14 protein-coding genes are annotated in these 11,947 nt (G+C 70.5%); 11 read left to right on the top strand and 3 right to left on the bottom strand.

From position 1 onward, the window contains the following. The 4 genes from ACXJMZ_RS25925 to ACXJMZ_RS25910 all read left to right on the top strand — a co-directional run. Positions 1-503, top strand: a 503-nt coding sequence (locus ACXJMZ_RS25925) for a hypothetical protein (RefSeq protein ID WP_457032444.1), incomplete at its 5' end; no start/stop codon positions are given. Between the two features lie 54 nt (positions 504-557). After that, positions 558-737, top strand: a complete 180-nt coding sequence (locus tag ACXJMZ_RS25920) for a DUF6104 family protein (protein ID WP_057226968.1) — start codon at positions 558-560, stop codon at positions 735-737. A gap of 108 nt (positions 738-845) precedes the next feature. Next, complete coding sequence (locus ACXJMZ_RS25915; protein ID WP_457032443.1) at positions 846-1,754, top strand: DUF4097 family beta strand repeat-containing protein; 909 nt, start codon at positions 846-848, stop codon at positions 1,752-1,754. A gap of 1 nt (position 1,755) precedes the next feature. Then, positions 1,756-2,784, top strand: a complete 1,029-nt coding sequence (locus ACXJMZ_RS25910) for a helix-turn-helix transcriptional regulator (RefSeq protein ID WP_457032442.1) — start codon at positions 1,756-1,758, stop codon at positions 2,782-2,784. A 56-nt stretch (positions 2,785-2,840) separates the two neighbouring features. On the opposite strand, the gene ACXJMZ_RS25905 is transcribed toward ACXJMZ_RS25910, so the two are convergent. Both ACXJMZ_RS25905 and ACXJMZ_RS25900 read right to left on the bottom strand, forming a co-directional pair. Next, positions 2,841-3,803, bottom strand: a complete 963-nt coding sequence (locus ACXJMZ_RS25905) for a zinc-binding dehydrogenase (protein ID WP_457032441.1) — start codon at positions 3,801-3,803, stop codon at positions 2,841-2,843. 105 nt (positions 3,804-3,908) lie between these two features. Beyond that, positions 3,909-5,105 carry an NAD(P)-dependent malic enzyme gene (locus ACXJMZ_RS25900; protein WP_457032440.1) on the bottom strand — a complete coding sequence of 399 codons (1,197 nt, stop codon included), beginning with the start codon at positions 5,103-5,105 and terminating at the stop codon, positions 3,909-3,911. 661 nt (positions 5,106-5,766) lie between these two features. Here ACXJMZ_RS25900 and ACXJMZ_RS25895 point away from each other — a divergent pair. From ACXJMZ_RS25895 to ACXJMZ_RS25875, 5 genes are all read left to right on the top strand, one after another. Further along, entirely contained in the window at positions 5,767-6,687 is a 921-nt protein-coding gene (locus ACXJMZ_RS25895; RefSeq protein ID WP_457032439.1) for an ABC transporter substrate-binding protein, read from the top strand. A 261-nt stretch (positions 6,688-6,948) separates the two neighbouring features. After that, on the top strand, positions 6,949-7,878 hold the full coding sequence (locus ACXJMZ_RS25890) for an ABC transporter substrate-binding protein (RefSeq protein ID WP_457032438.1): 930 nt from the start codon (positions 6,949-6,951) through the stop codon (positions 7,876-7,878). Positions 7,879-7,933: 55 nt separating this feature from the next. Beyond that, complete coding sequence (locus tag ACXJMZ_RS25885; RefSeq protein WP_457032437.1) at positions 7,934-8,893, top strand: amino acid ABC transporter permease; 960 nt, start codon at positions 7,934-7,936, stop codon at positions 8,891-8,893. A gap of 35 nt (positions 8,894-8,928) precedes the next feature. Then, on the top strand, positions 8,929-9,681 hold the full coding sequence (locus ACXJMZ_RS25880; protein ID WP_457032451.1) for an amino acid ABC transporter ATP-binding protein: 753 nt from the start codon (positions 8,929-8,931) through the stop codon (positions 9,679-9,681). Positions 9,682-9,802: 121 nt separating this feature from the next. Next, entirely contained in the window at positions 9,803-10,387 is a 585-nt protein-coding gene (locus ACXJMZ_RS25875; RefSeq protein ID WP_057226982.1) for a CGNR zinc finger domain-containing protein, read from the top strand. A gap of 41 nt (positions 10,388-10,428) precedes the next feature. Here the strand turns inward: ACXJMZ_RS25875 and sodX are convergent, their stop codons facing one another. Next, the gene (sodX, locus tag ACXJMZ_RS25870) at positions 10,429-10,791 is read right to left on the bottom strand and encodes a nickel-type superoxide dismutase maturation protease (protein ID WP_457032436.1); all 363 of its coding nucleotides are present in this window, start codon (positions 10,789-10,791) and stop codon (positions 10,429-10,431) included. A gap of 82 nt (positions 10,792-10,873) precedes the next feature. On the opposite strand from sodX, the gene sodN reads away from it, so the two are divergent. Then, the gene (sodN, locus tag ACXJMZ_RS25865; protein WP_057226984.1) at positions 10,874-11,269 is read left to right on the top strand and encodes a superoxide dismutase, Ni; all 396 of its coding nucleotides are present in this window, start codon (positions 10,874-10,876) and stop codon (positions 11,267-11,269) included. A 97-nt stretch (positions 11,270-11,366) separates the two neighbouring features. Continuing rightward, positions 11,367-11,843 carry an N-acetyltransferase family protein gene (locus ACXJMZ_RS25860; protein WP_457032435.1) on the top strand — a complete coding sequence of 159 codons (477 nt, stop codon included), beginning with the start codon at positions 11,367-11,369 and terminating at the stop codon, positions 11,841-11,843. The last annotated feature ends 104 nt before the right edge of the window (positions 11,844-11,947 follow it).

The raw sequence follows: 11,947 nt of genomic DNA, 5'->3' as shown, positions 1-11,947 counted from the left end.
CGGCTGCCCCGCCGGGCACCCGGCGGTGGAGCAGCCGCCCGCTGCTGGCAGGCGGGCTGGCGCTGGCCGCCGTCGTCACCGCCGGCGTGGCTCTCTGGCCGGAGTCGGAGGATGACGGCCCGTACGCCGCGGTCTACCTCGACCGGGAGCTGACCATCCCGGCCGCCGCCCAGTACGACTTCGACCTGGACGACGGCAAGGTGGTGCCGAGCGGCGAGTCGTCCTGGAACGTCACCACCCTGGGCCCCGAGTTCCGGGTGCACGGCGACTCGGACGTCTTCGTGGGCAAGGACGGCGACCGGCTGAGCCCGCAGGCCTGCGCCCTCGGAGTGGAGAGCGAACCCGCTTCCGGCTCGGTCAAGTTCGACCAGGTGCCGCCCGGGCGGTCGTTCTGCGTACGGTCCCGGGGCACCGGCTCGGTGGCGGTGCTGCGGGTGGTGAAGCTGGGCGACAGCGACGGCCGGGCGACCTGCTCGCTGAGCTACTACCGCTACCAGGGCTGACCGCCGCCCCGACTATCCTGGGCCGGTCACACCCCAACCGACCCGGAGCACACCGTGTACTTCACCGACCGCGGCATCGAGGAGCTGGCGAGCCGGCGCGGCGACGAGGAGGTCACCTTCGAGTGGCTGGCCGAGCGCCTGCGCGAGTTCGTCGACCTGAACCCGGACTTCGAGATCCCGGTCGAGCGGCTGGCCACCTGGCTGGCCCGGCTCGACGACGAGGACGAGGACTGAGCTCAGCCCCCGACCGAGGGCACCTTGACTTCGCCGTCACGCGATATATCGTGTTGTTCAGGGAGACGCGATACATCGCGATCCGACGAACGGGAGGCGGGACAGATCATGGGCAAGTGGACGGTCAGCGAGCCTGACAGCATCACCTTCGACGAGCCGGTCGGCACCCTCAACGTGCGGGTGATCGCGGGTGCGGTCAACGTGGTCACCGCCGAAGGTCCGGCCCGGCTGGAGATCAGCGAGCTCAAGGGCGACCCGCTCCAGGTCACCCTGGAGAACGGCGTCCTGACCGTAACCTACCCGGACCTCGCCTGGAGCGAACTCACCGACTCCATCAAGTCGTTGGAGACCGTGAAGAGCTTCTTCAGCGGGCTGCGCCGCAAGCGCGAGGCGGTGGCCGAGGTCTCGCTGACCGTGCCGGCCGGCTCCGAGGTCAAGATCGGCTCGGCCTCCGCCGACACCACCGTCTCCGGCGTCACCGGTACGGTCACGGTGTACGGCGCGAGCGGCGAGACCACCCTGGTCGGCCTGACCGGCCGCACCGAGGTGAAGACCGTGTCCGGCGACGTGAACGCCCAGTCGGTGGCCGGGGAGCTCCGGGTCAACACGGTCTCCGGCCACCTCACCGTGGTCGCCGGTACGGGCGACAAGCTGGTCGCCAAGTCGGTCAGCGGCTCGGTCACCCTCGACGTGGACACCGCCACGCCGACCGACCTGCACGTGAACACGGTCAGCGGCCCGGTCGCCGTCCGACTGCCCTCGCAGGCCGACACCAAGGTCGAGCTGGGCAGCACCGGCGGCGAGCTCTCCAGCACCTTCGAGGAGTTGACGGTCAGCGGCAGCTGGGGCACCAGGAAGCTCTCCGGCCAGTTGGGCTCCGGCACCGGCCGGCTCCAGGTCTCCACCGTCTCCGGTGCGGTGACCGTGCAGCGCCGCCCGGAGGCCGAGGCCGAGCGGATCGACCTGGTCAAGGAGCTTCCGGCCGCCCCCACCGACACCACCACCCAGGAGAGCTGACATGACCCCCGTCTTCGGCCACGGCCGACTCCGCCTGTACCTGCTCAAGCTGCTGGACGAGTCCCCCCGGCACGGCTACGAGGTGATCCGCCTGCTGGAGGAGCGCTTCCAGGGCCTGTACGCCCCCTCGGCCGGCACCGTGTATCCGCGGCTGGCCAAGCTGGAGCAGGAGGGCCTGGTCGCACACAGCACCGAGGGCGGGCGCAAGGTCTACCGGCTCACCGACGCCGGCCAGGCGGAACTCGCGGCCCGGCAGAGCGAGTTGGCCGAGCTGGAGGTGGAGATCCGGGAGTCGCTGGCGCAGCTCGCCGGCGCGATCCGGGAGGACGTCCGGGACAGCGCCAAGGACCTGCGGGCCGAGCTCTGGGGCGCCGCCAAGGAGGCGCCGCGTCCCAAGTCCGAGGACGGCGGCGACCCGTGGGCCGGGCCGTGGGGCGACAAGGAGTCCTGGCAGCGCGCCAAGGACGAGTTCACCCAGTTCAAGACGCAGGCCAAGGAGCAGGCCAAGCGGGCCAAGGAGCAGGAGCGGGCGGCCAAGCAGAAGGCCAAGGCCGCCGAGGACGAGGCCCGCCGGCTGCGGGCGGAGGCCAAGGCCTCCCGGACGGCCGCCCAGCAGGAGGCACTGCGGATCAAGCGCCGGATCGAGCAGCAGGTCAAGGACGCCGCAGCCGGCGGCGACTGGTCCGCCGGACTCGCCGAGGGCATCTCCGAGCTCACCCGCTCGCTGGCCGGCCTGGCCGACGCCGCCAAGTGGGGCCATGCGCCCGGCGCCCCGGCCGAGGAGATCACCCTCGACCGGATCGACCTCGACAAGATCGACCTGGACCGGCCCCCGGCCGACCTCCCCGCCTGGGCCGCCGTCGACCCCGACGCCGACCCGGCCCGCGAGCTGGAGCGGCTGCTCGACCGCCTCCGCGACCAGGTCCGCGACACCGCCCGGGACACCGGCGTGACGCCCGCTCAACTCGGCTCCGCCCAGCAGGTGCTGGCCGCGGCGGCCGAGCAGCTCCGCCGCGCGCTGGGCCGCTAGCCGGACGAGACGAAAGGGGGCGGTACCGGGTCACCGGTACCGCCCCCTCCGACGTGTCAGGGTGTCAGGACCAGCTTGCCGAAGACGTCCCCCTTGGCGAGCCGGGCGAACGCGTCCCTGGCCTCGGTGAGCGGCAGCACGCTGTCGACCACCGGGCGGATCCCGGAGTTGGCGCAGAGCGCGAGCAGGGCGGCGAGCTCGTCCTTGGTCCCCATCGTGGAGCCCTGGACGTTGAGCTCCAGGAAGAAGATCCGGTTCAGCTCGGCGGCCTTCGGGCTGGGGCCCGAGGTGGCCCCGGAGATCACGATGGTGCCGCCGGGCTTCAGCGCCTTCACCGAGTGGGACCAGGTCGCGGCGCCGACCGTCTCCAGCACCGCGTCGACCCGCTCGGGCAGCCGGGCGCCGCTCTCGAACGCGGCGTCGGCGCCGAGTTCGACAGCCCGAGCCCGCTTGGCCTCGTCCCGGCCGGTGACCCAGACCCGCAGACCGGCCGCCTTGCCGAGGACGATCAGCGCGGTGGCCACCCCGCCGCCGGCCCCCTGGATCAGTACGGTCTGGCCGGGCCGGGCGGCCGCCTTGGTGAACAGCATCCGATAGGCCGTCAGCCACGCGGTGGGCAGGCAGGCCGCCTCGGCGAACGAGAGCTCGGCGGGCTTGGGCAGCAGGTTCCAGGTCGGGACGGCGACCCGCTCGGCGAACGTCCCCTGATAGCGCTCGGTCAGGATCGACCGCGGCTCGTCCGGGCCGACCCCGTGCCCGCTCTGGCCGATCACCGAGTGGATGACCACCTCGTTGCCGTGCTCGTCGATCCCGGCCGCGTCGCAGCCGAGGATCATCGGCAGCCGCTCGGCGGGCAGCCCCACCCCGCGCAGCGACCACAGGTCATGGTGGTTGAGCGTGGCGGCCTTCACCGTCACCACACTCCAGCCGGGTCCGGCCACCGGCTCGGGCAGCTCGCCCAACTCCAGTGCGCTGAGCGGGTCATCGGCGTCGATACGGGCTGCATAGGCGGCGAACATGCCCCGGACGATAGCGGTGAACGCCCACCGACCGGAACGGGACACGGGTGTGACGGCGGTAACCAACCCACCGTCACACCCGCGGCTCGAACAGTCCTCGAAGCGCTACAGCCGGGCAACGCCCTCACGGCGGGCAGCCTCCGCGACCGCCTTGGTCACGGCCGGCGCGACCCGCTCGTCGAACGGCGAGGGGATCACCTTCTGCGGCGTCAGCTCGTCGGCGACCACCGCGGCCAGCGCCTTCGCGGCAGCCAGCTTCATGCCTTCGGTGATCCGGGTGGCCCGGACCTGGAGGGCACCGGCGAAGATCCCCGGGAAGGCCAGCACGTTGTTGATCTGGTTCGGGAAGTCGGAGCGCCCGGTGGCGACGACCGCGGCGTAGCGGTGCGCGACCTCGGGGTGGATCTCCGGGGTGGGGTTGGCCATCGCGAAGATGAAGCAGCCCTCGGCCATGGTGGCCACGACGTCCTCGGGGACGGTGCCGCCGGAGACGCCGATGAAGACGTCCGCCCCGGCCAGCGCGTCGGCCAGCGAGCCCTTCTGCCCGGTCCTGTTGGTGACGGCGGCGATCTCCGCCTTGACGTCGGTCAGGTCGCCCCGGCCCTCGTACACCACGCCGCGACGGTCGCAGACGGCCACGTCGCCGATGCCGGCCGCGACCAGCATCTTGGCGATCGCGATGCCGGCCGCACCGGCGCCGGAGATGACCGCGCGGAGCGAGCCGATCTCCCGGCCGGTCACCTTGGCGGCGTTCCACAGCGCGGCGGTGGAGACGATCGCGGTGCCGTGCTGGTCGTCGTGGAAGATCGGGATGTCCAGGGCCTCCTGGAGCCGCCGCTCGATCTCGAAGCAGCGCGGGGCGGAGATGTCCTCCAGGTTGACGCCACCGAAGGAGGGCGCCATCCGGACCACGGTCTCGACGATCTCGTCGACCCCGGTGCAGGCCAGCGCGATCGGCACCGCGTCCACACCACCGAACTGCTTGAACAGGATCGCCTTGCCCTCCATGACGGGCAGCGAGGCCTCCGGGCCGATGTCGCCGAGTCCGAGCACCGCGGTGCCGTCGGTGACGACCGCGACCACGTTGGACTTCCAGGTGTAGTCGTTCACCAGCTCGGGCTGCTCGGCGATGGCCGTGCAGACCTTGGCGACACCGGGGGTGTAGGCGAGGGACAGGTCGTCCGCATCGCGCACCGGCACGGTCGCCCGGATCTCCATCTTGCCGCCGCGGTGGAGCGCGAAAACGGCGTCGACCGGGTCGTCTGTGTCCTGAGTGCTGGTGTGGATGATCTCCGCTGCCACGATGACCTCTTCGTCATGATCAGCGAGGGCGGGACCGACGGACATCCGACCCGCTCGGGGATACCGAAAATCCCGGGACCCGCCGAAGGCGGACCCGGAACGGGGTCGGGGCACTGCCGTCGGGCAACGCCCTCGTATGAGGGTTTTTGGGTGTCTCTGCGCTGTGCTTCCGGTCTGCCGAGGCTCGTCCGGTCGGTACCGGATCATGAGCCTAGGTCGGACTCAGGCATCGCACCTATGCCTTCTTGTCCTTTTCACGCGCATGTCACTCGCCGGTAGGGGCAGTTGACGACCCCTGAATTTCGGAAGTTCCGGGGGTCCTGCACCGACAACGGCAGACATGCACGCACACCCGCAGGAGTGAACCCAGACACGGAGGGGAGTTGGCGCCTCGAATCCGGAGTCGGCGTCTTCGACTTCCGGTTCTGCGCGCCCCAGGCCTGTCGCGACCTGGCGGTCTGAGTTCTGATCGGGGGTCACCCGATACCCGATTCTGACATACCCGAGACCCGATTCGGCAGGGCGGATGGCAGGATCCGAGTTCCGGCCACCGACCAGGACCGTCCGCGCACCACGTGAGCGCGACCCCTCCGGTCCGTCGCAGACCCGCGCTCGGCTCGGTGGCCCGGGCACCACCCTCTCCCACAGGAGGAGCTCCACCATGCAGCGAACCACCCTCATACCTCGTCAGATCGGCCGTTGCGGAGCGGCCGTGGCGGCGGGGGCCCTGCTGCTCACCGCGTGCGGCGGCAAGCAGGAGCAGAAGCACTCCACCGATGACCTGAGCCCGCTGGTCCCGGCCGGGGTGAAGGCCGCCGGGGTGCTCCGGATCGGCTCCGACCTGAACTACGCGCCGGTCGAGTTCAAGGGACCCGACCAGCAGGCGACCGGCATCGACCCGGAGATCGCCGAGGCGGTCGGCCGGGAGCTAGGCCTGCGGGTCGAGTTCATCGACACCGCCTTCGACAAGCTGGTCCCCGGCCTGCACGCGAAGCAGTACGACGTGGTGATGTCCGCGATGAGCGACAACCGCCAACGCCGCGAGGGCACCGACGACGCGGACGGCCCGGCCGGGCCCGGCCTGGACTTCGCCGACTACTTCATCGCCGGGACCTCGATCCTGGTCCGCAAGGGCAACCCGAAGGCGATCTCCAGCCTGGACGACCTGTGCGGGCACACCGTCGCCCTGCAGCGCGGCACCACCCAGGCGACCGTGATCGACCGGCAGACCGTCGCCTGCACCAAGACCGGCAAGCCGCTCAAGGTGAAGCTCTTCGAGAACGACGACCTGGCCCTCGCCGAGCTGGCCGCCGGCCGGGCGGACGCCGACCTGAACGACTACCCGGTGGCCGCCTACGTGGCGCAGCAGCGGGACGGCGGCAAGACCTTCCAGATCGCCGGCGCCCAACTGCAGCCCGGCCCGTACGGGATCGCGCTGACCAAGGAGAGCACCGCCCTGCGGGACGTCCTTCTGAAGGCGCTCAACCGGATCATCCGCAGCGGCGAGTACGACAAGATCCTGGCGAAGTGGAACGTCACGGACGGCGCCGTGCAGAACGCCGTCGCCAACGGCGGGTTCTGACCGCCTACGGCCCTCCGGTCTGCATACTTATACGCGGAGTGACAGGGGAACCGAATTAGTCCGGATAGCGGACACTCTGACCCCTCGTTATCCGATTTTGATCTGAATAGTGACCCGATCCCTGACCCCTGATGGCAGGATTCCCACCAACTCGGATCGCTTCAGCCCACCTCGGCGGAGGGTGGCGACAAGCCCCGGCACCCGTACGCCGCCCCCGCGGCGCGCTCCGCCCAGCCTCTCCCACAGGAGGAGACTCCCCCCATGACCGTCCGTAACCCGCGTACCCGCCTCTTCGCCGCCGGTGCCGTCCTCGCGACCGGTTCGCTGCTGCTCACCGCCTGCGGCAGCAGCGGCAGCTCCTCGCCGAGCGGCGCCGCGAGCCCGAGTGCCTCCACGCCGGCCGTCACCGCCGACGCCGCGCTGGCCGCGCTCGTCCCGGCCGACGTGAAGTCCTCCGGCAAGCTGGTGGTCGGGGCCGACGCCTCCTACGCGCCGAACGAGTTCAAGGACGACAAGGGCAACATCGTCGGCATGGACGTCGACCTGGCCAACGCCATCGCGCAGAAGCTCGGCCTGACCGCCGACGTCCAGAACTCCCCGTTCACCGCGATCATCCCGGGCATCACCGCGAAGAAGTTCCAGCTCGGCATGAGCTCCTTCACGGACACCAAGGAGCGCGAGCAGACCGTCGACATGGTCACCTACTTCACCGCGGGCACCTCGGCCGCCGTGAAGAAGGGCAACCCGGAGAAGGTCAGCGCCGACGACCTGTGCGGCAAGAAGATCGCCGTGCAGACCGGCACCACCCAGGCCGACGCGATCAAGGACGTCATCAACCCGGCCTGCGCCAAGGCCGGCAAGCCCGCCGTCCCGAACGACGGCGACAAGTTCGACCTGCAGACCGACGTGACCACCGCGCTGGTCTCCGGCCGCGACCAGGTCATGATGGCCGACTCGCCGGTCATCGACTACGCGATCAAGCAGACCAACGGCCAGCTGGAGAAGCTCGGCGGCACCACCGACAGCGCGCCGTACGGCGTCGTGGTGGCAAAGGGTTCCGAGCTGACCAAGGCCGTGCAGGGCGCGATCCAGGCGCTGATCGCGGACGGCACCTACAAGGCGATCCTGACGAAGTGGGGCGTCGAGGCCGGTGCGATCGACAAGGCCGTGACCAACGGCGCCACCAGCTGACCTGTCGTCTGACCTCACCCACCGAAGGTCCCCTGTGAATTCTCCCGACCAAGGGGTGGAGAAGCAGCCGGCCCGGCCTGAGAACATCAAGGCCGTGCCGGTCCGCCACCCCGGACGCTGGGCCGGAGCAGTCGTCATCCTGGTTCTGCTGGCGATGCTGCTCCACGCCCTGAAATTCAACCCTGCTTTCCAGTGGTCTGTCGTCGGCAAGTACCTCTTCGACTCCAGCATCATGCACGGCCTGGTCGTGACGCTGGAGCTGACCGGGCTCTCCATGGTGATGGGCCTGGTCGGCGGCGTGCTGCTGGCCGTCATGCGGCTCTCGCCGAACCCGCTGCTCTCCGGTACCGCCTGGCTCTACATCTGGATCTTCCGGGGTACCCCGGTCCTGGTCCAGCTGGTGTTCTGGAACTTCCTCGGCGCGCTCTGGCCGACGCTGTCGATCGGCATCCCGTTCGGCCCGGAGTTCTGGTCCGAGTCGACCAACACGCTGATCCCGGTCTTCACCGCGGCCCTGCTCGGGCTCGGCCTGAACGAGGCCGCCTACATGGCGGAGATCGTCCGCGGCGGCATCCAGTCGGTGGACGAGGGCCAGGCCGAGGCCTCGCACGCGCTCGGCATGAGCCGGTTCGCCACCATGCGGCGGATCGTGCTGCCGCAGGCGATGCGGGTGATCATCCCGCCGACCGGCAACGAGACCATCTCGATGCTCAAGACCACCTCGCTGGTCTCGGTGATCGCGCTGGAGGAGCTCTTCCGAGCCGGCCAGAACATCTACTCGCGGACCTTCGAGACCATCCCGCTGCTGATCACCGTCAGCCTCTGGTACCTGTTCCTGACCTCGGTGCTGACCATCGGTCAGTACTACGTCGAGCGGTACTACGCGCGGGGCAGCAACCGGGCCCTGCCGCCGACCCCGATCCAGCGGATAAGGGCACTGTTCCAGGGTCGGCACACCCCGCCGGCCCCGCCGGTGGTCAACCCCGGGGTGCACGGCGGAGGTAACTTCTCATGACCGAGCTGACCAAGCAGGACCAGCCCGGGCACCCGATGGTCAAGGCCGAGGGCGTCCGGAAGTCGTACGGGCAGGTCGAGGTGCTCAAGGGCATCGACCTGGAGGTCAGGCAGGGCGAGGTGTTCTGCCTGATCGGTCCGTCCGGCTCGGGCAAGTCCACCTTCCTGCGCTGCATCAACCACCTCGAGAAGATCAACGGTGGCTTCCTGTCGGTGGACGGCGAACTCGTCGGCTACCGCCAGAAGGGCGACCGGCTCTACGAGCTGAAGGACCGTGAGGTCGCGGTCAAGCGCCAGGACATCGGCATGGTGTTCCAGCGCTTCAACCTCTTCCCGCACATGACCGCGCTGCAGAACATCATCGAGGCGCCGGTCCAGGTCAAGGGCGAGAGCCGGGCCGAGGCCAAGCAGCGCGGGATGGCCCTGCTGGAGCGGGTGGGGCTGGCCGACAAGGCCGACAGCTACCCCTCGCAGCTCTCCGGCGGCCAGCAGCAGCGGGTGGCGATCGCCCGGGCGCTCGCCATGAAGCCCAAGCTGATGCTCTTCGACGAGCCCACCTCGGCACTCGACCCGGAGCTGGTCGGTGACGTCCTCGACGTCATGCGCGACCTGGCCCGGGAGGGCATGACGATGATCGTGGTCACCCACGAGATGGGCTTCGCCCGCGAGGTCGGTGACGCGCTGGTCTTCATGGACGGCGGCGTGGTGGTCGAGTCCGGCCACCCGCGCGAGGTGCTCACCAACCCGCAGCACGAGCGGACCAGGGCCTTCCTCTCCAAGGTGCTCTGACCCCCGCGACACACCGCACAGGCGCCCGTACGATCCCCGGATCGCACGGGCGCCTGCCGCGTTTCCGCCGGAGGTAATACCCTGGGGGCAGCTCACCCGTTACGCCCCTGGAAGGACCCCCGTGGAGCTCGCCGCATACGCCAACTTCGCCGTTCGGCTGGTGAACAGCGAGGAGCCCGAGCGGGGCACCGACTCGCTCACCTCGGTCGAGGCGGTGCGGGCGCTGTTCGGGCCCTCGGGCCGGGCCGCCGGACTGGCCGACGAGGCCGACCTGCCCCGGCTGCGGGCGGTCAGGACCAGGCTGCGCGGCGTGTTCGAGGCCGCCGCCGAGGGCGACGAGGTCCGCGGGGTCGACCTGCTGAACAGCCTGATGATCGAGTACCCGGTCAGCCCGCTGGTCTCCGGGCACGACTACCTGGACGACGCCGGGCGGCCGCGCTGGCACCTGCACCTGGCCGACAACGCCCCCACCGCCGCCGCCAACTTCACCGCGGTCGCCTGCATGGGCCTGGCCATCCACCTCACCGAGCTGGGCGCCGACCGGCTCGGCATCTGCCAGGCCGCCCCCTGCCGGAACGCCTACCTGGACACCTCCACCAACCGCTCCCGCCGCTACTGCTCCGACCGCTGCGCCACCCGCGCCAACGTCGCCGCCTACCGCGCCCGCAAGCGCGAGGAGGCCCGCCGGGCGGCTGCCGCGGCCTGACCCGTCTGGCCAGGGACCCGTCTGACCCGTCTGACCGACCGTCACAGCTCCAGGTCGATCGGGCGGTACGGGCCGAGCCGCCCCGGCCGGGGCCACAGTCTGCACACGACCTGACCGAGCACCAACTCCTCGGCCACCGGCCCGTACTCGCGGCTGTCGCTGCGCACGCCCTGGTTGTCGGAGAGCATCCACCAGCCGTCCGGCCGCCGCTCGGCCGCCCGCTTGAGCACCAGCAGCTCCGGCCGGCGGGGGTGCCGGAACAGCGCCACCGCCTCCGGCCGCAGCCGCCCCCCGTACCGGACCAGCACCCGGTCGCCGTCGCGCAGCCGTGGCCGCATCGAGGGCCCGGCCACCGTGACCACCCCGAACGGCAGCAGCCCACCGCCCTGCTGTCGCCCCGTCACCCCGACTCCCCCCTCCGCACACCCAAACCAACTCTCTGAGGGTAATCTCAGGCGCGGGAAGACGATCTAAGGAAGGACTCCCATGCGTCTGTTTGCTTCGCGCGTCACCGCGCACGCCCACTGCGACCTGCCCTGCGGCGTGTACGACCCGGCCCAGGCCCGCATCGAGGCCGAGTCGGTGAAGGCCACTCAGGAGAAGTACCAGGCCAACGAGGACCCGGTCTTCCGGGCCCGGGCCATCGTCATCAAGGAGGAGCGGGCCGAGCTGGTCAAGCACCACCTCTCGGTGCTGCACACCGACTACTTCAAGGCCCCGCACTTCGAGAAGTACCCGCAGCTGCACGTGCTGTTCAACAACGCGGGCAAGGCCGCCTCGGCCGCCAAGGCGTCCACCGACCCGGCTTCCGGCCAGGCGCTGCTCGACCTGATCGCCGAGATCGACAGCATCTTCTGGGAGACCAAGAAGGCCGCCGCCTGATCCCGGAGCCCACGCTCCTGTGCCCGGCCGCTCCCCGMGCGGCCGGGCACGCGTGCTTTCCTGCCGGTTCGACGGGGCGCCCGAGTAGGCTCGCCGTATGATCCGCACCGCCACAGCCACCGACGTCCCCCTGATCCTCGACCTGATCCGCGAGCTCGCGGACTACGAGAAGGCCCCGCAGGAGGCCGTGGCCACTCTGGAACAGCTGAACGAGGTGCTGTTCGGGGCGAACCCGGCCGTCTTCGGTCTGATCGCCGAGGACGACGAGAGCGGCGAGGCGGTCGGCTTCGCGCTCTGGTTCCGGAACTTCTCCACCTGGCGCGGCACCCACGGGGTCTACCTGGAGGACCTGTACGTCCGCCCGAGCGCGCGCGGCGGCGGCCACGGCAAGGCGCTGCTGACCGAGCTGGCCAGGGTCTGCGTGCGCAACGGCTACTCCCGGCTGGAGTGGTCGGTGCTGGACTGGAACGAGCCCTCGATCGGTTTCTACCGCTCGCTCGGCGCCGTCCCGATGGACGGCTGGTCGGTCTTCCGGCTGACCGACGCGGCCCTGACCGCGCTCGGCTCGGAGTAGCGCACCGCCCACCGGAGTTCGAACAGGTTAGCTCGTTCCCGTGACGACGGTCCTGGATCGCGACAAGCGTCGGTCGATAGCGGTAACGTCACGGGCGGATGCGC

Source organism: Kitasatospora sp. P5_F3, assembly GCF_054049135.1.
The sequence above is the reverse complement of the archived record's forward strand: the minus strand, read 5'-3'. Positions and strand labels throughout refer to the sequence as shown.